Source organism: Pseudomonas floridensis (assembly GCF_002087235.1).
Classification (GTDB): Bacteria; Pseudomonadota; Gammaproteobacteria; order Pseudomonadales; family Pseudomonadaceae; genus Aquipseudomonas; species Aquipseudomonas floridensis.
This window is the reverse complement of sequence record NZ_MUIO01000040.1, coordinates 63,254-86,949: the sequence shown is the minus strand read 5'-3', so window position 1 is coordinate 86,949 and position 23,696 is coordinate 63,254. Positions and strand designations below refer to the sequence as shown.

Annotated in this window: 19 protein-coding genes; 14 read left to right on the top strand and 5 right to left on the bottom strand. The window is 57.8% G+C overall.

The features are described 5' to 3' along the window. Nucleotides 1–75: 75 nt before the first annotated feature. On the bottom strand, nt 76–825 hold the full coding sequence (locus BZK31_RS12210; RefSeq protein WP_083183027.1) for an SDR family NAD(P)-dependent oxidoreductase: 750 nt from the start codon (nt 823–825) through the stop codon (nt 76–78). 188 nt (nt 826–1,013) lie between these two features. Between BZK31_RS12210 and BZK31_RS12205 the strand changes: the two genes are divergently transcribed. After that, a complete protein-coding gene (locus BZK31_RS12205; protein ID WP_083183024.1) occupies nt 1,014–1,931 on the top strand; it encodes a LysR substrate-binding domain-containing protein in 918 nt (305 codons plus the stop codon). A gap of 8 nt (nt 1,932–1,939) precedes the next feature. On the opposite strand, the gene BZK31_RS12200 is transcribed toward BZK31_RS12205, so the two are convergent. Further along, the gene (locus BZK31_RS12200) at nt 1,940–2,149 is read right to left on the bottom strand and encodes a hypervirulence associated TUDOR domain-containing protein (protein ID WP_083183022.1); all 210 of its coding nucleotides are present in this window, start codon (nt 2,147–2,149) and stop codon (nt 1,940–1,942) included. A 232-nt stretch (nt 2,150–2,381) separates the two neighbouring features. Here BZK31_RS12200 and BZK31_RS12195 point away from each other — a divergent pair, with 232 nt between their 5' ends. Further along, entirely contained in the window at nt 2,382–2,765 is a 384-nt protein-coding gene (locus BZK31_RS12195; protein ID WP_083183020.1) for an ester cyclase, read from the top strand. 27 nt (nt 2,766–2,792) lie between these two features. Here the strand turns inward: BZK31_RS12195 and BZK31_RS12190 are convergent, their stop codons facing one another. Further along, nucleotides 2,793–3,740 (bottom strand): bestrophin family protein, encoded by a 948-nt coding sequence (locus BZK31_RS12190; RefSeq protein WP_083183018.1) that lies wholly within the window; start codon nt 3,738–3,740, stop codon nt 2,793–2,795. A 443-nt stretch (nt 3,741–4,183) separates the two neighbouring features. Between BZK31_RS12190 and BZK31_RS12185 the strand changes: the two genes are divergently transcribed. After that, nucleotides 4,184–5,581, top strand: a complete 1,398-nt coding sequence (locus BZK31_RS12185; RefSeq protein WP_167377937.1) for a type III effector — start codon at nt 4,184–4,186, stop codon at nt 5,579–5,581. Between the two features lie 76 nt (nt 5,582–5,657). On the opposite strand, the gene BZK31_RS12180 is transcribed toward BZK31_RS12185, so the two are convergent. Further along, nucleotides 5,658–6,944 (bottom strand): pectate lyase, encoded by a 1,287-nt coding sequence (locus BZK31_RS12180; protein ID WP_083183013.1) that lies wholly within the window; start codon nt 6,942–6,944, stop codon nt 5,658–5,660. 265 nt (nt 6,945–7,209) lie between these two features. Between BZK31_RS12180 and BZK31_RS12175 the strand changes: the two genes are divergently transcribed. From BZK31_RS12175 to BZK31_RS12165, 3 genes are all read left to right on the top strand, one after another. Continuing rightward, nucleotides 7,210–7,716, top strand: a complete 507-nt coding sequence (locus BZK31_RS12175) for a CesT family type III secretion system chaperone (protein WP_087881660.1) — start codon at nt 7,210–7,212, stop codon at nt 7,714–7,716. Next, nucleotides 7,713–10,133 carry a restriction endonuclease gene (locus BZK31_RS12170; RefSeq protein WP_279628796.1) on the top strand — a complete coding sequence of 807 codons (2,421 nt, stop codon included), beginning with the start codon at nt 7,713–7,715 and terminating at the stop codon, nt 10,131–10,133. The genes BZK31_RS12175 and BZK31_RS12170 overlap by 4 nt, the downstream gene beginning before the upstream one ends. Nucleotides 10,134–10,237: 104 nt before the next feature. After that, entirely contained in the window at nt 10,238–10,627 is a 390-nt protein-coding gene (locus BZK31_RS12165; RefSeq protein ID WP_083182999.1) for a type III secretion system chaperone, read from the top strand. Nucleotides 10,628–10,674: 47 nt separating this feature from the next. On the opposite strand, the gene BZK31_RS12160 is transcribed toward BZK31_RS12165, so the two are convergent. Continuing rightward, nucleotides 10,675–15,771 (bottom strand): AvrE-family type 3 secretion system effector, encoded by a 5,097-nt coding sequence (locus tag BZK31_RS12160; protein ID WP_083182997.1) that lies wholly within the window; start codon nt 15,769–15,771, stop codon nt 10,675–10,677. Between the two features lie 217 nt (nt 15,772–15,988). Here BZK31_RS12160 and BZK31_RS12155 point away from each other — a divergent pair, with 217 nt between their 5' ends. From BZK31_RS12155 to BZK31_RS12120, 8 genes are all read left to right on the top strand, one after another. Next, the gene (locus tag BZK31_RS12155) at nt 15,989–17,488 is read left to right on the top strand and encodes a transglycosylase SLT domain-containing protein (RefSeq protein ID WP_083182995.1); all 1,500 of its coding nucleotides are present in this window, start codon (nt 15,989–15,991) and stop codon (nt 17,486–17,488) included. 1,076 nt (nt 17,489–18,564) lie between these two features. Then, nucleotides 18,565–19,503, top strand: coding sequence for a sigma 54-interacting transcriptional regulator (locus BZK31_RS12150; protein ID WP_083182993.1), 939 nt, complete (start codon nt 18,565–18,567; stop codon nt 19,501–19,503). 45 nt (nt 19,504–19,548) lie between these two features. Beyond that, complete coding sequence (locus BZK31_RS12145) at nt 19,549–20,457, top strand: sigma 54-interacting transcriptional regulator (RefSeq protein ID WP_083182991.1); 909 nt, start codon at nt 19,549–19,551, stop codon at nt 20,455–20,457. A gap of 98 nt (nt 20,458–20,555) precedes the next feature. Then, nucleotides 20,556–20,870 carry a type III secretion system major pilin HrpA gene (locus tag BZK31_RS12140; RefSeq protein ID WP_083182989.1) on the top strand — a complete coding sequence of 105 codons (315 nt, stop codon included), beginning with the start codon at nt 20,556–20,558 and terminating at the stop codon, nt 20,868–20,870. Nucleotides 20,871–20,922: 52 nt separating this feature from the next. After that, entirely contained in the window at nt 20,923–21,915 is a 993-nt protein-coding gene (gene hrpZ / locus BZK31_RS12135; RefSeq protein ID WP_083182987.1) for a type III secretion system effector HrpZ, read from the top strand. Between the two features lie 27 nt (nt 21,916–21,942). Continuing rightward, nucleotides 21,943–22,317, top strand: a complete 375-nt coding sequence (gene sctI, locus BZK31_RS12130) for a type III secretion system inner rod subunit SctI (RefSeq protein ID WP_083182985.1) — start codon at nt 21,943–21,945, stop codon at nt 22,315–22,317. Between the two features lie 10 nt (nt 22,318–22,327). Then, on the top strand, nt 22,328–23,137 hold the full coding sequence (sctJ, locus tag BZK31_RS12125; protein WP_083182982.1) for a type III secretion system inner membrane ring lipoprotein SctJ: 810 nt from the start codon (nt 22,328–22,330) through the stop codon (nt 23,135–23,137). Further along, entirely contained in the window at nt 23,134–23,664 is a 531-nt protein-coding gene (locus BZK31_RS12120) for a type III secretion protein (protein WP_083182979.1), read from the top strand. Before sctJ ends, BZK31_RS12120 begins: the two co-directional genes overlap by 4 nt. Nucleotides 23,665–23,696: the final 32 nt, after the last annotated feature.

The following is a 23,696-nucleotide window of genomic DNA, read 5'->3' as shown; positions in this document are numbered from 1 at the left end:
GACCGCCAGGCAAACCGCCCTGGCGTGTCATCGATACAGAACAGATGGGGCCGCGCACGGCCCGCCGATGAGCAATCAGTGAATCAGCATGCCGCCGTTCACATCCAGCGTGACGCCGGTGAGGTACGAAGACAGGTCGCTGGCCAGAAACAGCGCGGCGTTCGCCACGTCCTGAGCCGCGCCCAACCGGCCGAGCGGAATGCCTTCGATGATCGCGTGGCGCCGCTCATCCTGCATCAGGCCGCCGGTGATATCGGTGTGAATCAGACCGGGGGCGATGGAGTTGACGCGCACCTGGTCCGGGCCGAACTCACGTGCCATCGCCTTGCCCAGCCCCAGCACGCCGGCTTTCGCCGCGCTGTAGTGAGGGCCGCCAAAAATGCCGCCGCCACGCTGAGCCGATACCGACGACATGCACACGATGCTGCCACCGCCCTGACTGCGCATGCCGGGAATGACCGCCTGCGACATGAGCAACGTGCCGCGCAGGCTGACGTCCAGCACCTTGTCGTAATCGCTCGGGCGGATGTCCAGGGTTTTTATCGGTTGGGTGATGCCAGCGTTGTTGACCAGCACGTCGATGCGACCGAAATGCTCGATGACCCTGGCGACGGCCTGCTTGACCTGGGCTTCGTCAGCGACGTTGGCTGCCAGGCCCATGTGGCCTTCGCCCAGCGCGGCGGCGGCGTCGCGTGCCGCGGCTTCGTCGAGGTCCAGAATGACTACGCGGGCGCCGTGCCGGGCGAAGGTGATGGCCGTTGCACGACCGATTCCACGTTCCGAGGCAGCGCCGGTGATGAGTGCGATTTTGCCTTGAAGCAGCATGAGGGGAGTCCTCTGATTGTTTTTATGGGTTCGATTCAAGTGATCGATGGGCTCAGAGTGTTCCCCGGACCGGCAGTGAGCAATAACGCAAAAATCACTGGTTGATGAAAAAAATTCACCTCTCGTCAATGCGCTCTACCAGTGCTTGAATGTCGCGAATTCACTATGAACGATGCCTCGGAGCCTTCATGCGTGCCGATGACGATGCCCCCCAGAACCTGCCACCCCTGAAAGCCATTCAGGCCTTCGAGCAGACCGCACGCTTCGGCAACCTGGCGCGCGCCGCCGAGGTGCTGGACCTGACACCGTCGGCGGTCAGTCATCAACTGACCCGGCTGGAGGCGATGATCGGTCGTCAGTTGTTCGTGCGTGCGGCACGCGGCGTCACGCTGACGCCGGTGGGCGAGCAATACCTGAAGGACGTATCCGGGTTGTTGCACAGTCTGGCCGTGGCCACTGAGCGGGCCAGCAGCGACACAAGCCTCGACTGTCTGCGTCTGCATTCGTCGCCCAGTTTCGGTCTGCTCTGGTTGATGCCGCGCCTGGAAGCGTTTCGCCTCAGTCATCCGGATATCCAGATCAACCTGTCCTGCTCCTACGAGTCGCTGCACTTCAGCCGGGACAAGATTGACGTCGATATCCGCCACGGCAGGCCCAACTGGCCCAGCTACGAAGTGCGCACGGTGCGTCACGAAACCTTCGCCGTGCTGGCTTCGCCGAAGCTGCTGTCACGCTGCCCGGTGCACGGCGCAGCGGACTTGTTGGGCAGTGAGCTGATTCTGTCTGAAGCAACCTTGCTGAAGTGGCCGGAGCTGTTCGCTCAGCACGGTCTGGCGCGTCCGCAAAAACCTTATGCGCTGAGCTTCGACCGCTCTTACATGACCCTCGAAGCGGCCAGCCATGGACTGGGCTTCGCGCTGGAAAGTACCTTGTTGGCGCGCAAATACCTGGAAAGCGGCGCGCTGGTGGAAGTTGCGCCGCAGGTGCTGAGTGCCCCTGTGGCGGCGCATCACCTGGTGTTCCCCAAGGCTCATTCCAGCTTTCCGCGGGTCAGACGCTTTCTGGAGTGGATGGAAAGCGAGCTGGGGCACGGGTTCGTGTTTTGAGACGGTCGTCAGATTTTATGCAGGGCGTCTTCATGATGCATCGCCAGATGCCCGGTCTTGTCGCTCTTGACCTCATACTGTGGACTGTTTTTCGAGGCGGGCCGGTGCTTGCCCATGAACTCGACGTCCCTGGTATGCACCTGGGTGACTTTGCCTCGAATCTCGCCTGCCTCCGAGTTCCAGCGCACGGCATCGCCAACCTTGAATGAAGGGGTCATGGAGGTTCTCCTCGGGAACGGTGATCGACGAACCTTTAGAGGCGGGGCGCTGAATGGCGTTCCATTCGAGAGCTGACGGAAGAACCTTGAGGTCTTTAACGCAGCGCACCTGTAGCAATAGACATGCTCACGAAGGCTGTTTTCCTGGCACTGGGGCGTTTATGAACTGTCGCAAATGAGACGGCTCGCCCGCGTGTCCAGCCGCTACGCTTGTCTGAAAAGAGGGAGCCCCATGAACCTGACCGAGCGCTACCGCGCCTACATTGCCTGCCTCAACGAACGCCGTTGGGATGACCTGGGCGACTTTGTCGCTGACAACGTGCATTACAACGGTGAGCCGGTCGGTCTCACCGGCTATCGCGCAATGCTGGAAAACGATGTCAGCACCATTGCAGACCTGCGCTTTGACATCGATTTCCTGGTGGTCGAATCACCCCGGGTCGCGAGCCGGCTGCTGTTCGATTGCTCGCCTCGCGGCCGTTTTCTGGGGCTCGACACTTACGGCAAACGCATCACTTTTTCTGAAAACGTCTTCTACACCTTTCGCGACGGCAGGATCATCAGCGTGTGGTCCGTGATCGACAAGGCGGCAGTCGAGCGCGCCTTGAGTTCCTGACGCATCCTCACGCTTCAGGGGGCTGCGTCACGCGGTTGCCGGTCTGACGGGGCCGCTGATCGGCGCGATCAATGCATTCAGGCGGGTCAGCAGCGGCCCTTGCTCCGGCTCGTTGTACATCGAGCACAGATTCTTTTCGATATTCCTGCACAGGTCCTCCATGCGGATGCGGTGCTGGCTGTTGCCGAAGGGCGCCTGCAGATCGGTGCCGATGCGCTCCATCGCCAGCAGCATGCAGCCCACCACCGTAGAGATGACCGGCGTGAACCAGCCCAGCGTTGTCACCATGCTCAGCGGCATGATCACGCAGAACAGCGCGCTGAATAATCTGGGAAAGTAAACGTAGGGGTAGGGCAGCGGCGTGTTGGCGATGCGCTCCATGCCGCCCTGGCAGTTGGACAGATCGACCAGCGTAGTCTCCAGCCGGGAAAACCGGATGCTGTCGAGGCGGCCCTGTGCGAATTCGTCAGCGATGATCGTCGCTGAACCGCTCAGAATGTCGTTGGGGAAGTTGTTGCTGTCACCTGAACGCTCGATCTCGAACGCGGGCAGCAGCCCATCGAGATCAGCGGTGCTGACGTCACCTTTCAGATGCGCCCGCAATGCTCGCAGATAAGCCACATGGCGACGAAACAGCACGCCTTTCACCGGGTTTTCCCGGCGTGTGCCATCGCCATCGATCAAGGTCAACACCTGCCGACCGTAGCTGCGAGAGGTATTGACCATGGCGCCCCACAGCGTGCGCGCCTCCCACCAGCGGTTGTAAGCGCTGGAGTTGCGAAAGCTGATCAGCACGATCAGCGCCGAGCACAACAGCGTCAGCGGCATCAACGGGAAATCGATACCGATGCCGTCCATCAGCATGAAGTCCACGGTAACGCCAACGTCCCACAGCAACAGCCACAACAGCGACCAACCCACATAGGTGAGCGTCCTTTTGAAGCACTTCCATTTCTTTTCAAAGAGACCGGTCATGACAACACTCCTGCCCAGGTTCGTGGATGACTTCTCACACAGTTGTAACAAGCCGTGACACAAACCTACGGGACGTGGCTTAACGCTCGCTTAATCTGCGCCTCCATAACAGGTTGCCTTGACCATTTTTCATCAAGCGACCCAGAACCGCTCTGCGCTGGATGTCTGGGGGAACCTTCCGCTCGTCCATGACCACCCAGGCGATGTCGATCCGTAAAACGGGGCAAGCCCTTCAATCTGCGCACCATCCATCGCTATCAGGTCGACGCTGCGATCCTGCCACCCAGACAGGCATACGGTTTTGCGCACGCCTGTCTGGCGACGGCACTGCGCAAACTCATGTCAATCCGGAGGAAGAAGATCCAATGCAAACCATTCAGTCATCCATGCGCTCGCCGAGCCTGGAAATCCGTACCCACTCGGAGCCCGAAGCTGCCGGTTCGGTGCAAGCTACAGACGTCGTCAATCAGGTCGAACTGACAGCCATCACTGATCTACTTAAAGACTATTTCGACGCTCACAAAATGCCTGTTCCGGCATCGACTGCCGTACGCGATAGCGAAGAAGCGGATGTCGTCCGGCTGCACAACGAAAAGATCGATGAGTTGATCAGCAGCCGGGCAAAAACTCTGTTACGCCATAATGAGACCCGCAGCTCGATTGCCGACACTTTTGCCAAGGCGCAGAAGCTGGACAGGCTGGCGACCACAGCATCGAGTTCACTGCGCGCCGTGCCGTTCGCGGCGGCTTCGGTGCTTCAGTACATGCAGCCGGCAATTAACAAAGGCGACTGGCTACCCACCTCGCTCAAACCTTTGACGCCGCTGATCTCCGGGGCGTTGTCGGGGGCGATGGATCAGATCGGCACCTCCATGATGAACAGGGCCACGGGCGACATTCATTACCTCAAGACCGCGCCTGAGGATCTTCACGACGTCATCGCCGACTCGGCCAGGCGTCAGGCACCGGGGCTCACCAGGCAATCGGTGGATCTGGGTATTGCGGTGCAGACCTATACGGCGCGCAATGCCCTGCGTACGGTTCTGGCCCCTGCGCTGGCCTCCAATCCCAAGGTTCAGGGTGCCGTGGACATTTCCGTATCGGCGGCAGGCGGGCTGGTTGCCAATGCCGGTCTGGGCAACCGGATGCTCAGCGTGCAGGCCCGAGATCATCAGCGCGGTGCGGCCTTTGTGCTCGGCATCAAGGACAAGGAACCCAAAGCCACGCTGGCTGAGGAAACCGACTGGCTCAAAGTCTATGATGGCATCAAGTCCGCCAGTTATTCCGGTGCGACGATCAACGCTGGCAAGCGTCTGGCCGGCCTGCCACTGGACGTGGCGACCGATGCCGTAAAATCCGTCGCGGGCTATATGACAGCGACCAGCCTGGTTAAGAACGGTCTGGTGCTGGCAGGCGGTTTTGCCGGCGTAGGCAAGCTTCAAGAGTTGGCCACCCAGAACATCTCCAGCCCTGCGACCAAGGCTTTCGTCAGTCAGGCAACCAATCTGGCTGCCTCGGCTCCTGTTTTCGCCGCCTGGACTACCGCTGACGTGGTCGTTGATCCGGCCACCAAAAAAGCCGAAAGCTTTATTCAAGACACCGTCAAATCATCGGCTTCAAGCGCTGCAAGTCAGGTAGCCAGTCAGGTGGCCAGTCAGACTGTCGAACTGGCAAAAAAAGGTGCACACATGGGCGAACAAGCCATCAGTGCAACAGGTGCATCGTTGCGCAATACGTTCGATACCCTGCGCCATCGCAATGTGCGTGAAGCCGATCTCGAAGAGGGCGGCATCCCGGCGGGTTCGCCGAGTGAGTGGCCATTTGCGGAGCACCGTTCGTAGTTTGCGATGACGTCAGACTGGTGGCAAAAGGGCGCGTTCGAAAGAACGCGCCCTTTCATTTTGCCAACACGGTATTTCAGGCTTCGATGTGCTGTGTCGATGGTTTGAGTTTATCGTACGCGTGTTTGACATCCGTCATGGTGACGTTGTTGGTGGTCAGCTTGAGATTATCGCTGTCGCTCTGTACCAGTGCGCTCGAGCCGTGGCTCGCGTTGACGTTACTAAGGCTCACTGCCATGTCACTGAACTGTGTTTCGCCGTTGGTACGTACCAGTTTGCCAAAGTCGTGCGCATCAAAACCATTAACATTCAAATGAGTGTTGGCGTTGAGCTGGATGATTTTGTCGTCGGCATTCTCGGCGCTGCTGTCCAGGATATTCAGGTCGGTGAATTTGGCGCCGCCTTCTCCTTTAACAGTTATCAGGTCTTCACCTACGTTGGCTGAATGGAGATTCTCAATGGTTACCGGCGTTTCGTTCTTGGCAACGACGTGAACGCCGTCGGCTTCGTTTTCACCCAGGTTGACGTTTTTCAGCGTTGCCCCTTCGGCCAGCTCGAACAGAGGCTTCTGGTTCTCGCTCTGGTCCCCGGTGCCCAGTTTGTTGCTGGCGGTAAAGGTCGCGCCGCCGCCGTCGTATGTTTGGCCAGCGGCGACCTTGATGGTCTCGTCCACCACTACGGTGTCTCCAGACGTTCCTGGCCCTTTCACGGTCTTGCCTCCCGGGGTTGCCTCAGTGCCTGGGGCGGTGGTCGGCCCGCTCGATGGATGGGTTACTGACGAAGATTCGCCGCCCCCATTGCCGCTAGCCCATGGAGTGCCACCATCTTCACCGCCTGTATTGGTCGTGGTTTCACCTCCTCCTTCGCCGCCTGAAGCCTGGGGCGCGTAGCCGCTGTCACCACCGCTGGCTTCAGGTGTGCCGCCACCTTCACCCTCTGTCGCATCCGGTGCATATCCGCCGTCGTCCCCGCCGGTAGGCGCGGTCCCCAACCCACCTTGATTCTCGAAATTCTCATAGGGGTCCTGTTCCTGCTCTTGACCCTCTGCCTGGTTTTGCCCGCTGATCAGTTTCGCCAGCATCTGAAACATGGACGTGATCGTGTCCATGAACTTTTGCAGCACGCTCATGAGGTCATCGCTGGTGGTGTTTTCCGTCGAAGGGTCCAATGGATTGGTTTCGGGTTTACCGAAGCTGACGTTGCGCTGATTCCCCGTGTTGAACAGCAGCGCGCCGGGATCTATGGATTGATCACTGCCTTGTTCGGTTAGTGGACTCTGCTGGGGACCGCTACCGTTCAGCGCCGAAAAATCCAGTTTGGGGCCGGGGCTCTGATAGGGCTGTGGCGAAAGACCGATGCTCATGCTGCTTACCTCCTGGATAACGGATCCGCTGGCAGACTTCCTGAATCCATCAGGAATGAGCCGGCATCGCCGTTGGTTCGATTGTGGCTTGAGGACGTTGGGTTGACCTTGCCTGGGGTGAGTGGCCCCTGACGTAAAGGGGGTTCCCGCCCGTCGGTCGATACTTTGCGGGATGGGGCTGGGCGGAAAGGACAGGGAACCTAAATCGCGAATTTCCGACTCAGTGCGGACACGCCGACATCTGGTTGGCGTGCCATTACGCCGAATGAGAGGCCATCCAGTGGACAATTACGTTGAGCAATACAAGGCACTTATCAATGAAATCTGCACGCTCAGTCTGATTTCGTCGCCTGAGCGTTTTTACGAGTCTGCCAATTTTAAAATCGATGACGTTGACTTCACCCTTTTGCACCAGGACCGGGATCAGGGGCAGGCGGTATTGATCTACGGTGACTTGGGGCCACTGCCCGAGCGCAACCGTGACCGTTCGTTGCAGGCATTGATGGATATCAATTTCCATATGTTTTCCGGAGCGCACAGCCCTGCGTTTTCCTTCAATGCGCAGACCGGGCGAGTACTGCTGATGGGGTCTGTGGCGTTGCAGATGGCCAATGCCGAAGGCGTCCTGCTGCTAATGAAGTCGTTTGCCGAACTGGCGAAAGAGTGGCGCGAGCACGGTTTTGCCGACAAGGCTTCCGTGACGCCGGGCAGCATGCCGGTCGCGCCTTCCGGGCAACGTGAGGTGCTCTCTGCGCGGGGGAGATTCCAATGATCAACTCACGAGTAGGCGGTTCTGTCGAGCTACAACGGGTGTCACTGCACAACGACGAGGGGCATGCCTCAACGTCTTCGGTCCACCCGAACGCCGTGACCCCCAGCAACCATCCACCGCTGATGCCTGATCAGCGCGGTTCACGTCTGATGCCGACCCTTGAGTCACATGCGGCGGCCATGGGCGTAGCACTGCGTCACACCGAACTGTTGGCACGGTTCCAGGTTGAACAAGCGAGCGTTGGCCCAAGTAATGCGCCGAAAGTCAGTGAGCATGCGGCCCTGCTGATCGGTGGAATGCTTGAACTGGCCAACAAAGACAAGCCTGAAGCCGATAAGGCAGGTTTTGAGGTGATGGCCGAGCGCTTGTGTGCGCCGCGCTTTGCTCTCAGGCAATTCGAGTCCAGTGAAGTCAGGCAGTTGCTGAACAGATTCGTCAGTAAGGATCAGGTGCCGGACAAGGCCGAAGTTGGCCGGTTGCTTGAAGGCCACGCCACTGCAATCGCCGATCAGCTTGAGCATTTTCAGCTCATGCACATCGCTGCAAGGTCAAGCGTTGGAGGGTCGGCGCGCGATCAGAAAACTGTCGAAACCAGTCAGATGGCGCTGGGTGAATACGCTGCCCGCGCCAGCAACGCTGTTTCAGGCGCACTGAGCGAAAAAATCAAAGATCTGGACGAGCGCGTCTCGGTATTGGATCAGCGGATCAAAGGGTTGGGTGAAGGTGATGAAAAATCCAGGCTGATGGCGGATAAAACAGCGATTGTCGAAGCCCGGACCATGCTGGCCAGTATCCAGGACGACTTCTCCAAAACCCCGCAAGCCAAGCGTCTGAAGTCCGTTGCGGCTCATGCGCAACTGGACAAGCAAGTGAAGGAACTGAATGCAGAGCGCGCCTCTATGGGCTTTCTGCAAGCGGCCGGGAGAATAACCGCCGCTGCGATTCCGCAGTTTCTGTCGTCGATGACGCACCTGGGGTTCATTCGTACCTCTACGAGCGATAAAATGACAGACGCCGTACCCAGTGCGAGCAGCGACGCCGACATGCTCAAAGCCACCGTCATCGGGCTGGTCGCCGGTGTGGCCCACGAGGGCGTCACTAACGTGGTCAAGCCCATGGTGCAAGCCGGCATTCAGGCGGCAGGTCTTGATAAACGCCTGGGCATGGTGCCGCTCAAGGGCGTCGATACGGCTACGGTGATTCCGGACCCGCTTGAATACAAAACTCAAGATGGCCGGATGGTCAGAAAGTCGGATGACGAGATGACCGCGCAGAAGGCACAAGTCAAAGAGCAGCGTGCGATTCTGGAGCAACAGAAGGTTCAGGTTTCCTCCACTCATCCTCTTGGCGAGATGATCCCTTACATGAGTTTTGGTGGAGGTCAGGCAATTCGCCAGTTACTGCATGATTTCAATCAAATCAATGGTCAGACGTTGACCGCCCGGGCACTGACTTCCGGGATGGCGGGAGCGGTGTCCGCGTCTGCTCAGACCCTTTATCAGATGAATGCGACCTATACCGATCCGCAAGGACGTAAAATACCGGTCTTCACCCCTGACAAGGCTGGCAGTGACTTGGTCAAGGACCTTGCCAAGGGTCTGGATCCTCGCGATGCAGGTGTGCGGACGTCTTTCTATAGCAAGGCTGTATCGGGTATCCAGAGTGCTGCCTTGACCGCTCAACTGCCGGCAACGGCGAAGGCGGGCGTCAACGGGGCGCTGAGTGCAGGAAAAATCGTGGGTAACATGGCGTTGGCCGGACTGGGCTCGGTGTCGTACCTGTCTACCTTGTACGCCAATCAGTCTGTCACGGGTGAGGCCAAGGCACTCAAGGATTCGGGCGCGGGAGGCGCGACCCCGATGGTGGCACGCACGGAAACCGCATTGAATAACATTCGTCACCCTGACAGGGAATCGCTTCCGCATACGTTTTCTTCAAGTCAGATGGGCGGTGTGCCGCGCGTAGCCGAAAACGCCTACCACATGGCCAGGGGGGCGTTGCAGCTACCCAGCCAGGTCGCTGTCGATCTTCTGCGTGCCGTGGAAGATGGGGCATTGAGTGGCCTTTCTTCGTTGCGTGACAAACTCAAGACCCAACCTCAGAGCCCGACCACGCCACCAAGGCCGTCGAGCGAAGAACCTGTCGAAACCATCCGGGTGAACGACCCCGTCACGCCAGGTAACCCTACTCCGTTGCCGCAAGACCTGTCGCGAACCAGACGGCCCGAATCTGTCGCTCCGCCGGACGATAATACGCTCGAGGCGCTCGAGAACGGCCTCCTGGTCGCTTCACCAACGCCTGTCACTCAGCGTGCATCGTTGCAGGCTAAGGTCAGTACCGGGCACAAATCTGCTCCTGTCCCACCGGTCGATGACGATGCACTGCGGGCGATGGAGGAAGGAAAGGCCAAAGCCTGAAAGCAATCCTGCATTCCCAGTTGAGCCGGTAACCGGCTTCCAGCCACATGGTGCAGACGCCTGCCTTGTTTCAGGACTGCGTCTGCCATTAAAGGACTATGAAGATGAAAACCTCTACACCTGATTTCGCCCGCTTCATCAACGCATTGGGTGCGCAACTGGGGACTTCTCTGCGTGCCCAAAATGGCGTGTGCGCGTTGTATGACGCGCAAGACAATGAGGCGGCGGTGATCGAGTTGCCTGACCACAGTGAGGTGGTGGTGTTTCACTGCCGTGTGGGCCGCTGTCCGGAACGGTCTGCCGATCTTCAGAGACTGCTCAGCCTGAACTTCGATGTCGCTCGGCTGCACGGGTGCTGGTTTGCGCTGGATCAGGGCGATGTGCGCCTGTGCGCCCAGCGTGAACTGGCATCGCTGGATGAGCCGCAATTCTGTGATATGGCGCGTGGCTTCATCGTACAGGCACGTGAGGCCCGTACGTTCCTGCGGGCCTGATGTGAAAAAAGCGCCGCATCACTGCGGCGTTTTTTTTTACACGGGCTTCAGGTCTTGAACTCGAAGCCCTGCTTTTTCAACAGATCGGCTGCTTCTTTAAGCGATTCCGATGGCCGCGATAGCTCTCCGTCAAACGTATAGCCAATGGGCGTGTCCTGGTCTTTGCCGTAGATGAAATTGATACGCCCTAGCGTTTTAGTGATGTTCAGCGCGGAGCCACTGTTGTAACTGACCAATGGCGAGGGCAGCGTGAAATTCTCTGCCTGGCTTGCAGTGTGGAATACCACCAGACGTTTGATGCGCATTTTGGTGCGGTCCTCGAGCAATCCGGACAGGTCTTTCTGGGTCATCGTACCGCTACGGCTTCCCTCATCGATCTCGTCGATCAGCGAGTCCTTGGGTTCCAGACGAACGCGGGCCAGTGTTCCGTCGCTTCCCTGCATCTGCTTGAGCATTGCGCTGAGCTTCGGATCCTTGCGCATGAATTCAGCAACTCTGGCCGCATTGCCGGGTGCGCTTGCGTCCCTGATGCTGCTCATGATTTTGGTGAGCATGCTTTCCGAGTCAAGCCCTGACAGGTTGGTCTTGCTTGTCTCGAAACGGGCATTGTCCAGCACACTGTGTTTTTTGAGCGACGCCTCGTGCTGGATCGTTGCACGCTTCAAGTCGCGCAGTGCCTTGTATTGCTTGTCGTTCTGCGAAGGCATGTCGGCAAAGAGCGCGTTGAGTCCGTCGAGCCGCGTCTGCACTGCAGCTTCCGGAGTGGTTTCGGGATTTGGATCCGTCAGTTTGTCCAGTTCCGCCAACCTGGCTTTGGTGGTGTTGTCTTTGAACGCCGCGCCCAGGCCGGTAGACAGCTTGTCCAGGCTTGCAGCGGTCATTGGGGTCGCCACGTTGTAACGGAATTTCACCCGTTTGACGGTTCGGTCTTCGACGGACAGTGCTACGTTGACGCCCATGTTGTTGGCTGCGGATTGAGTGGCCGGTGTCGGGCCTGGTGCCGAGGCTGGCGTTGATGAAGGGTTGGCGTGAGTGCCGCTGATCTGTGCCCGCGGGTTGAAGGCAATCATCAGGCTGTTAAACCAGCGGGGACGGTTTTTCCCGCCTTCGCGCAGTTCGGTTTTGTCATTCTTCTGGCTCAGGGAGTAGTCGGTATACGACAGCAGGTTAACAGTGACGTTGGCCGCCGCTCCGAGGCGCGCCACGGCAGACAGTGGCGTACTGCCGTCTTCGGAAAGGCCAAAACCTGCGCGCAGATCGGCAGTACCGCCTGCCGTGATATCGAAGTTGAACCGCCGGGCCTGGTAGGTTTCATGATCCACCGCTTTCTTCAGTACTTGCAGCGGGTTCAGTTTGCCCTCGAACAGGTCATCGACAAATTCGTCTATGTTTTCATCGGCAACATTGAATACCACGCCGTTGCGCTGACTGCCTGCAGCTGTAGCCGTCAGCTCGCCGCCCAGACGGAAGTTGGGCGTCAACGTACGATCGTTGCCGATATTGACACTGCGTGCCGGATTGTTTTCGTCGACCCAGACAGGCCAATAGTCTCTGCCGCCGCCAACGCCTCCACTGAGGTTAGCCGCTGCGTCGCTCAGCAGGTACAGAGTGATGCCGCCTTCGGTACGCTCGGCATTGAGGATGTAGTTACGGTTGGCGGTGGTGCCCGCTGTCGGCCAGGGGCCCATCGATTTGTCCGCCAAAATGGCAAACGGGCTGGTGAGGTTGCCGCCATAGGAGCGCGTCAGCCCGATTTCATCGTCGCCATGTTCCAGCTGTTTAAGCATGGACTTGAATTTGTCGGACAGTTCACGCTGATCGTTGCTGCCGGTAGCTGCGCGCATGTTGACGCTGACCGCGTGATCGGGCTTGTTGAAGGCCTTAAGGAATGATTTGACCGAGTCATAGGCGGTCTCAAGCGACCCGTTGTCAGTGAAGCCCATGTCAGTCACCAGTTTGATCGGGTTCTCGCCATAGGTCTTGTCGCGCAATGTCTGCAGTCGGGCTTGCAAAACGGAAAGGTCACTTTGCGGCGTCAGCAGCTCTGCCTGATCAAGCAGCCCTCCCAGCTCGTTCAGCGTGACTATATCCAGCGCGAGACGCGCCTTGCTCAATCCCTGTTTTTCGCCGGCATCGCGACGCTGCCCCAAGGGGATCTCGGTCTTTTGATGGGAGATTTTTACGCCGTTTTTCTTTAGGTTATCGAGCAGTTTGGCGACAGGGCTTTCCTGGGAGGGTGCAGTTCGCTCCAAGGCGTTTTCGAGTTCCTTGACCATATCGTGGCCGGAACTCTTGAAGTTGAGTTGTTCGCCCAGCCTTGCGAGCTTCTTGCCCAGTTGTGTGCGATAGGAGGGTTTCGCCAGTTCGCCGTGCTGATTGAGTACGCCATCCTGTTGGCGCAGGTTTTTCATCTTGCCGTAGTTCTGGCCGATGGCGGTCAGCGAGGTGCAGGCGTGATCTTCCAGTTCCTTGCGCAACGCCTCCAGCTCCTTGACCAGTGTCTCGCCGTTGGGGCCAAGTTTTTTCAGCTGATCAATGCGCGTCTTCAGATCTCTGCCTTGCGCAGGAGCCGTACCTGCCACCTCATGGATCAGCTCAAGTTGTTTGAACACGATCGACTCTTTGCCATACAGCTCTTTAAGCCCTTCGCGGCCGTGGTAACGGTGCTGGAGGTGGTTGCCGGTGTTCTTCATCCAGCGCGGCGCTTCCAGCGTGCTCTTCCAGAGATTGGCACGTATGAACTCGCGGTTGCTGGCACGATGACTTTTCTCCATGCCGCCGCGCCCCCCTATGTTCACATCCAGCTTTGCAGTCAGGCCGGTGCCGGGAATGCGCCAGTTCTTGTGTGAACGCTTGATTCGGGCATGCACATCGTTGAGTCCGTTTTCTTCTACGGGGCGCTGGGTGAATGGCTTCCATTGCCCTTCTGAAAATCGCTTCAGGCTCTTGTCGGGTGGCGCGTCTTCGACCTGAACGCTCAATGAATTGTCATCGTTGCTGAACAAGGCTTTGACCGGCTGACCGTCAGGAGCGGGTACCGCGCTCCATTCGACTTGCAGAGGGTCGGCCATTTTGGTCGTTTGCCAGGCTTGTTTCGGCAGACAGAACAGTCCGCCGGTGTTGGTGAGCGCATAGAGGTTGTGCTTTTCGTCCAGCGCCAAGGTTTTGATATCGCCCTGCAGCCCGTCGAATTCCAGATCAATGGGCTTGCCGTCCTTGCGGTGGGCGGTCAGGTGATTCTGATCGTCCAGGGCGACGAACTGTTTGTCGTTAACCATGGCGAACGCCTTGATGACCCGACCCTCGAGCCCTTCGATCTCCTTGCCCATTCCTACCTTGGTTGAGCGTGCCGTCTGGGCCAGCGAGGTGTGTGCGCCAAAGACCACGTTGGGATGTTCGGGTGTGACGTTCAGCCTGTGCAGTTTTCCGCCTTTGAGGGCATACGCGTTGCTGTCGGCGCCGCGTTGTAGCTGATCGACATCCTTGATGCCTGCGTCTTTCCAGCATTGAGGTGTTGCATCCCAACGCAGGATTCGACCGGCGCTGACCCCCACAAGCCCTGAGCGGTCCAGGTTGAGTCGATTGGCCGGAGCAGGTGCCGGCGCGGTTGGCAAGCCGCTGGTATTTTCCAGCGCCAGTGCTTCGGTCAGATTCCAGCCGCTTTCCATTTGCGAATGGCGCGGGTCAAGTCCATGGGAGTGGACATCGCCCTGTCGATTCTTGATCAATGCGTGAACGCGGCCGTCGTCACCACTGATGAAACCGGTGACGGTGTGATGTCCACCCAGCGGCTCACTCTGCAGTTGATAGTTTTCCCGTTCAGGCTGGAGGCTGATCTGCGGCGCCTCATCCTGCAGGGCATTGCGTGGTGCGCTATAGAGCCTGCCCTGGGTGTCGGCGATGAATAACCGGTCAGCGCCCAAACCGATTGCTGCGGCCTGCGCCTTGCCATCATCGAGGTTCAGCGTCTTTTGATGGCGGGGGCCGCCAATGCCCGGGCTCATGTCCGCCAGTAGAATCGTCTGGGTTTCTTTGCCACTCAGGAAAGCGACGTTGTTGTCTGGCGCGACCGAAAATGATTCGAGGTCGTCGACCTGCACATGCGGCATTTCCTTGCTGGAGAGGTCGACGACCACGTCATCGCTTTTCGCGTAGATCAAACCGTTGCCGCCGGTTGTGAGGCTGTTGAAGGTGTTGTCCTCGTTACCTTCGGGGATTCTCCAGCGCAGGCTGGTGGTGTCGAACTGATACAGCCGGTCTTCATGCACGCGCAGCTGCTCGCCATCGGTGTTCTGGTGCACGCCGGTGACATGAGCGAGATGGGCTTTGCCCGGCAGTTCCTGTGTGGTGATTTCGTCCCCGATCCCGATACGTACATGGCCGTCATTGCGCTGCAGATCGATGTCCACCGGATCACCTGCATGAAGGGGCAGCGTCTGTTGGCTGCTGCGGATCACGGCCAGTGAGACGTCATTCTGCGTCATGTGCAGCAGATGGCCGCTCGACTCCAGCAGCAAGTGATTCTGCGCGCCTGGCTGGCTGTCTTCGGCCAGATAGGTCTGTTCCGGTTTTGCGAGGATGTCGCCCAGCAGCGATGCCATGCCAGGCGTAGTGAACGAGGAGAAGTCGGGTTTACCGTCTGCAGCAAGCTTGATCGCGCTTTGCGATTGAGTAGTGCGCACCAGTTGATCGTCCTGAATGTCGAAATGCCCCGCTTTACTTCGACTCAGACGATGTGGCGACTCTACTGGCGGTTCGCTGGATTCAGCCGCCTGGGTGCCCGAGCTGCCAGCTTCGTTGGTCTCAGGTCGCAACGTCGACTGCCGCCGACTATCCGAACCCTGAAGACGACTGCCGGGCATGCGTGATTCGCGTGCCGCGTTTTTGGCCACCTGTTCATCCGTGGGTCGCTTCAGAGTGGATTTGAGTGGAGCGCCTGTAGAGGCTTGAGGGGAGGGTTGTTGCTTTTGAAACAGCTTGCCGACATTTTTGGCCATTCGCTTACCGATGCTGCTCAGCGAATGGGAACTGCGCTGGCTGGGTTTTTCGGTTTTCTGCCGCAGGTCGGTAGCGGTGCCGGCGTTAACCGTCGGCTGTGACTGCACCTGAGTTCCGGTTGTCCGGTTGATCGACGGTGACTGCATATACATCTCCCTGTCCATGTGGTGGCTCGCCCATGCGTTGGCGAATCCTGATAGTCGTCAGCTATCTGAGTGACCGTGACAGGTAACGGGTTCCATGCTCTCTTTTGAACGCTGAAAGGATTCAGCGGTGTTCTTTGGCAGCGATTATTCCCACGGTTCAGGGAACCGGAATCGCCTGCACGCCACGTAGGGGAACACGATCAGGACGTCGCCGCTCATGCCAGCCCCTCATCCACTCACGAAACGCTGTTCGCTCGCTCGCTCGGTTCAAATCGCTGTCCTTGCGTTGGGAGTCGTGTGTGCGGGCTGTCAGTCGGTGAATTACGTGCAGCCTCGCGGCGAGCGCATGCCACGTCTGATCGCCGGATGGGCTTATGAATCCGATTCCGATGCGCCGACAACCAGGCCGCGACATGGCGAGGTGGTCAGCGATCTGCCCCCTTACACGGGCGACGACGTGTGGCGGCGGGTCGCGCAGCGCTGCACGTTGCTCAATAACCAGGCGATCAACGAGCGTATTGCGCGTCAACGTGACTGGTTGCTGAGCAATCGTGGTTTTCTGCGCGGGGCCAGCGAGCGAGCCAGTCCTTACCTGCATTTTATTGTCGAGCGCCTGGACGAGCGGCAGATGCCCATGGAGCTGGCGCTGCTGCCCATGATTGAAAGCGCTTACAACCCGATGGCCAATTCATCTGCGGCTGCGGCCGGGTTGTGGCAGTTCATCCCGTCCACCGGTCGTGACTTCAATCTTCATCAAAGTGCTTTTTACGACGCGCGCAGGGATGTGGTCGCATCCAGCCGGGCGGCGATGGATTACCTGAAGCGCCTGCACGATCAGTTCGACAATGACTGGTTGTTGGCACTGGCGGCCTATAACTCAGGGGAGGGGACAGTGGGTCGCGCAATCGAGGCCAATCGCCGACGCGGTTTGCCTACCGATTATTGGCACCTGTCCTTGCCCAGGGAAACCCAGGATTACGTCCCGAGACTGTTGGCACTGTCGTTGCTGGTGCGCAACCCGGAGGCCTACGGCGTGAAACTGACCCCGGTCGCCAATACACCCTATTTTGACGTGGTGGAGCTCAAGCGCTCAGTCGACCTTACTCAGCTTGCGGCAACGGCGGGGGTGGGTGAAGGGCAGCTGCTTCGACTCAACTCGGCTTTCGTGCGTAAGAAAACGCCTGATGGCCCGGGTCAGTTGCTGATACCCAAGGCGCAGAGGCAAGTCCTGACGGCGGGCATCACCCGGATCACCGGCGAGACGCCAATCGTTCCGGCTGTGCAGGACAGCAGGGACCTCAAAGTGGCGGAACGCCCGCCAATAAACAAGGTTGAGTTGCCTGTTCAGGTCGCCGAACGGGCTCCTGTGGTCAAGGTGGCTCAGCCCACATCCATCGCTGAAAAGATGCCTGAAGCTGAACCTGCTCCGTCCCCACAAATGGCAGAGCAAGTAACTTCGCCTAGCAACGCTGCTGTCGATCAGCCACCTGCTCCAGTCAAAGCAGGCCAGCCAACAGAAACTGCTGCTCAGGCGCAGGTATTGACTGCGGCGGCAGAGGTTACACGTCCTTCTGTAACAAAGCCGACACGAATCATTCAGACATTCGAAGACCATTCGTCGCCTCGCAAGCGCGACGATAGCGAATATCGCACTGGCCCACGTGAGCTACCCACAGGGCCGAGGGTGGTAGTGCTTGCGAGTGACCCACGTCAATAACCTCTGCTATAGCCTCAGGAAAAAATGAAAAAGACCTGAAAAATGCTCTTTTTTGGTGCTTTTTCGCGTTTCATGACGCTCGCCTTTCACTTCAATTCGACAGATTTCCATTCAAATGAGCAGTTTTTTATTCTGCATCGGTGGCAGGAGGCCATAAAAATTTTTGATTCAGGTCATTAACTTTTTGAACTTTTGTAGCGACGTGTACGTGAGCGGTTACACACATTTAGAAACATTCTCGGTGATGACTGGCTATCAGCCGTATTTATGGATCCAGAAATCATATTGCCTTCACTCGGGCTGGTCGGATTGTCCGACGCTGAATCATTTCCGTTGATTTTTTACCACCCATTTTCTTACCGATTTCGACATCAATAGAACCCGCGTTCGGATTGCCGAATGGACGACCCCGTCCAGGCATGACAAGGAAACCGCCGGAAATCGTGCAGGGCACCTGCTTGCATGCGTCCAATGATCCTCAGCCGTTCGGAAATCCGAATAGGGTCACGTTGTTAGCCTTTAATTAAAAATTCGAAGGGCTAGTGGTCACGGCTAAAGAATTACCATTGGTTTTACTGTCTGTGGTTTCAGTGGTCCGCTAATCGCTTAGTTGTTTTTTAGTGTGAGCAGTGTATCAATGGATTTAATGATTATGCCGGAGAGGGCAGAAGTAGGTTTGTTAGGAGGGTGCTTAACTTTCAGGAGAGGTGTACTAAATTATCTGGAAGTAAATCTGTTAAAGAAGTTGCTCGCTTTTGGGGCGTTAGGAAAAAGTCGTATTCAGGAGATTGTCCTGATTGTCAGCGTTTTTTTTATCATAAGTCATTGATAATAAAAAATTTTTATTAGATTTCAGGCCGTTTTGACGGCGGAGATGAGGCGGCTTATTGGATACGATAATCATTCCTATAGTCATTTTCTATGGTTGGCGTCTGCTTAGTATGATGATGCTACTATGATGCTAATTCTCAAGTTTGTGATCTTTTTCTCACTTGATGGGGAACTAAATTAATATATGTGTGCCTTGTAGGACGTGGTATTAATATTCCGCTTGCCATCAACAGTGAGAGTGAACGATGACCACTACAGCTACTACAGAGGTTCAAGAGCGTTGGGGCGTTACTGCGTTGTCCGCAGGTCATCAAATTGCAATGAATAGCGCTTTTCTGGATATGGATCTGCTGCTGTGTGGGGAGACTGGTACGGGCAAGGACACCTTGGCCAACAGCATTCACGCACTGTCCAGCCGCACGGGCCCGTTCGTAGGTATGAATTGCGCCGCGATACCTGAGTCGCTGGCCGAAAGCCAGTTGTTTGGCGTTGCCAGTGGAGCATTCACTGGCGTGTGTCGCTCTCGCGAGGGCTATATCGAAGCGTCCAGCGGCGGAACGCTGTATCTGGATGAGATCGACAGCATGCCGCTGAGCCTTCAGGCCAAGCTGCTACATGTGCTGGAGAACCGGGGCGTCGAGCGACTTGGCTCGACTGAATTCATTCCCGTGGATTTGCGCGTAATCGCTTCCGCCCAGCGGCCGCTGGATGAACTGGTGGAACAAGGACTTTTTCGTCGCGACCTGTTTTTCAGGCTCAATGCGCTGACGCTGCATTTGCCGGCCTTGCGCGCACGTCGCGAACAGATATTGCCATTGTTCGACCAGTTCACCCAGACCATCGCTGCCGAATTCGGTCGCTCCGTGCCCGTACTCGATAGCGGGCGCGTTCAGATCCTGCTCAGCCACAACTGGTCAGGCAACATCCGCGAGTTGAAGTCCGCCGCCAAGCGATTTGTCCTTGGATTTCCGTTGCTCGGCGCCGAGCCGGTCGAGTCACGCGATCCCGACACTGGTCTGCGCATGCAACTGCGCGTGATCGAGAAACGGCTCATTCAGGACGCTTTCAAGCGGCATCGGCACAACCTCGACGCCGTGCTTCAGGAACTCGAACTGCCGCGGCGCACCTTGTATCACCGTATGAAAGAACTAGGGGTTCCGGCGCAAATCGCCGCAGCACCTTGATCGGCTCTCTGGTATTCGCGCATCACTGCTGTGTAGAGGCTATGGATGATTGTTCAAGATGGACTCGATGATGATTTTGATTTCGAACGTGTGCCAAACCTGGGAATCGTCGCTGAAAGCATTTCTCAGTTGGGAATCGATGTGCTGCTTTCCGGGGAGACGGGGACAGGCAAGGACACCGTCGCCAGGCGTATTCACAAGCTGTCCGGCCGCAAGGGTCGGTTCGTAGCCATGAACTGCGCAGCCATTCCCGAGTCGTTGGCGGAGAGTGAGCTGTTTGGTGTGGTCAGCGGTGCCTATACCGGAGCTGATCGTTCCCGTGCCGGTTACATCGAAGCCGCCCAAGGCGGCACGCTGTATCTGGATGAGATCGATAGCATGTCGCTCAGTCTTCAGGCCAAGCTGCTGCGGGTTCTTGAAACCCGGGCTGTCGAGCGATTGGGCTCGACAGCCTCCATCAAGCTTGATGTCTGCGTGGTGGCGTCGGCCCAGCGATCGCTGGACGATGCGGTTGAAGAGGGCGACTTTAGGCGCGATCTGTACTTTCGTCTCAATGTACTGACCCTGAAGCTGCCACCCTTGCGTGCCCAGCACGAACGCATTGTCCCGTTGTTTTTGCGTTTTGTGGCGGCGTTTGCAGACGAGCTGGATGTAGTCGCTCCAAGGGTTTGTCCACAATTACAGCAAATGCTGCTGGAGCATGAATGGCCCGGTAATGTCCGTGAGCTGAAGGCTGCGGCGAAACGCTTCGTGCTGGGGCTGCCGTTGCTCGGCGTCGGACCCGCCGATCAGGAGCGCCAGGGGTGTGGGCTCAAGGTGCAACTGCGTGCGATTGAAAAAGCACTGATTCAGGAGGCCCTCAAGCGCCACCAGAATTGCGTTGACGCGGTGAGCCAGGAGCTGGATATGCCGCGCCGTACGCTGTACCGACGCCTCAAGGAATTACAAATCTGATTTTTTTGCGTGGGCGCTGGAACCGATTCGCTGGCTGTCACCACCTAGTTGTACCAAGCAATTACGCTGGTACACATTAAACGAAGGGGTGTCAGGCTATGAACGTATCAGGTATCGCTAACAAATTGATCGGTGCAGGCGGCGACGCAGCGCAAGGCATCCAGAACGGCAAAACGCGTATTGATAGCAGCGTTTCCATGGTAAAGAACTCCGGCAGCACCAAGAGCATCGATGCCACTCGCGAGGGTATCGCGAGCGGTGATGCGACGAGCGCCAAACTGGACAAATACGCAGACAGCGAAAACGCCATGTTGCGTGAGACGAGCGCCCAGGCAGGCTTTGAAGGACAAAAAGAAGCCCTTTCAAACCAGATCGTCGGGAGCAAGATCAAAAACGCCCTCGTTAACTTCTGACTTTTGAGTGCCCCTTCGTGATGAAGGGGCTGCCACCTTGAGGGGGAATGCGATGCAGAGTCTCAGTCTTAACAGTTCGTTGCAGAGCCCGAGCATGGCGCTTGTGCTGATACGTCCGGAAGCGAACATGAGTACGTCCAGCAAAGCGCTGCAGGACGTCATCGCGCAACTGGCCGAAGAACTGATGCAGAGTGGTCAGTTGGACCAAAGCTCGCCACTGGGCAAAATGCTTGCCAAGGCGATGGCGGCGGATGGTCTCTCCGGTGGGGGGCTTGAAGACGTCAAGGCCGCGCTGGACAAGCTGATCCATGAAAAGCTGGGCGCTAACTTTGGTGCCTCGGCCGACAGTCTGGCTTCGGGTGAAGGACAGTCTGACCTGATGGCGCAGGTGCTGAACGGTCTGGCGAAGGCCGCCCTCAATGACCTTTTGACCGGTCAGAGCAATGGGGCCAGTTTCTCTCAGGACGACATGCCGATCCTAGAAAAGATCGCCCAATTCATGGACGACAATCCCGCTTTTTTCCCGCCTCCGGACTCCGGCTCCTGGACAAAGGAGCTCACTGAAGACAACTTCCTTGACGGTCGGGAAACCGCTCAGTTTCGTTCGGCTCTGGACATCATCGGCCAGCAGTTGGGCAATCAGCAAAGCGAAGCCAGCGGTTTTGGCGGTGACGGTGGATTGGGCAGTGTTCCTGCGGAAAATCCCGCCAGCGATCTGACGACCAGCACCTTGAATGGCAGCAACGGCAGCCTCGGGCAACTGGTCGGCGAAATGGTCGATCTGGGCCTGGAGTCGGTGTTGTCCGGCGGTGGTCTGGGCACGTCCATCGACAAACTGCAGCAGCCCGGAAACACATCAGGCGGCATCACCGACTTCGAATTGGGGCAACTGTTGGGTGGCCTGTTCGAAAAAGGGCTGGAAGTCTCGCTCCAGGGCGGTCTTAACGGCAATGCGAGCGGCGATTTGAAGAACAGTGCCTCAGGCGTGGCAGACATGATCGTGCAGACGCTGTTGCAGAGTCGTCAGAACTCGCCCGTTGCCTGAACAACATCCGCCTGAAGGAGAGTCCACGTGACCATTTCCCACCTCAGTAACGTTAAAAACATCTCGCCTGAATTCGGGCAGGATTCGCCACAAGGTCTCGTATTGGAGCCTGCTCAGGCGGATGTCGATCTCTTTACCGCTGCCATGCAACCGGAGAAAGTTTCCAAGGGTGCGCCGCTGTCCGAGCATATTGCCAGCGCCATCTCCGGCAGTCTGGGTGAAACCGAGAAGATGTCGCAGCACGCCATGCGTTCTATGAAAAAGGCCGCAGACAGTGCCGACGCCATGGACATCGCGGCGATGACCCGAACGCTGTCGCAGTGTTCACTTCAGACCGCGTTCGCCACCAAGGTCGTAAGCAAGACCGCGCAGGCGGTCGATAAGCTGACCAACCTGCAATAGAGGTTTTTCCGTGAGATTTCTCAGCGCAGGGTTGTTGCTGTTGTGCATGCTGGCGCTCGGAGGGTGCAGTGATGACACCGATCTGTTCACCGGCCTGTCCGAGCAGGATTCCAACGAGGTGGTTGCGCGCCTCGCCGATCAGCACATCGATGCGCGTAAACGTCTGGAGAAAGCCGGTGTTGTCGTAACGGTCGCGACGCGTGACATGAACCGAGCGGTGCGGGTGCTCAATGCCGCCGGTCTGCCACGTCAGTCGCGTACCAGTCTGGGCGAAATTTTTAAAAAGGAGGGCGTCATTTCGACGCCGCTTGAGGAGCGTGCACGTTACATCTATGCGCTTTCTCAGGAACTCGAAGCCACGCTGTCGCAGATCGACGGGGTGATCGTTGCCAGAGTCCATGTGGTTCTTCCCGAACGCATTGCGCCTGGCGAACCGGTCCAGCCCGCGTCAGCAGCGGTATTCATCAAGCATTCCTCGGCGCTTGACCCTGACAGCGTACGTGGGCGGATTCAACAGATGGTGGCCAGCAGCATCCCCGGGATGTCCTCGCAGTCTGCCGAATCGAAGAAATTCTCTATCGTCTTCGTACCCGCCTCGGAATTTCAGGAAACCACGCAGTGGGTGAGTTTCGGTCCATTCAAGCTCGACAGCGTCAATCTGCCGTTCTGGAACCTGATGCTTTGGCTGGTTCCCCTGGTCGCTGCACTGGTGCTCTTGGTCGTGGTCCTGCTGCTGCGTGCCGACTGGCGAGCCACCGCGTTGAACGCCATCGGGCTTGGGGGCGGCCGTAACCGTTCGAACCTGCCGGCACGCACATGACCGGTTCTGCCATCGAAGAGGTTTGGACGCGTTGGTGGTGCAATCCCTGGCAGTGGGCGCATCCGGCCTGGCAGCTCAGGTTCGCCGAGCAGCACGGCCTGGCGATTCAGGCGTGTCACTCGATCATGAACAGCCGCCACAACATGTTCGTGCGTAGCCTTGGCATCCAGCCCAGCCAGCCGCCTGAGCCGTTCGAGCCATTGGCAAGCTGGATCGCACTGACGCCTTCGCAGCGTGACAAAGCGCTGGTTCTGGCAACATTGATCTGCTTTTCGCAAACCGAAACCGAAGGCCCCGACGGGCAGTGGTGTCGGGCGTTGACCAAAGCGCTGAGGCCTGGGGTCTGGCTGGCGCCGGAGGTGGTGGATGTGCGTTTGCTGCTAGGCGCCTGGCTGGGCCGTGAGTATTGGTCGCGGTTGCGTCTGGCATGGCCGCCAGGCGAGGTCGATGACCAGCCTTGCGAAGCGCCCGACAACAAGCTCCAGACGTTGTGGCAAGCCATCCTTTGGCGTGTCACGGCGACTTGAAAACCATCCCGTCCCTAAACATCATCCGCGCC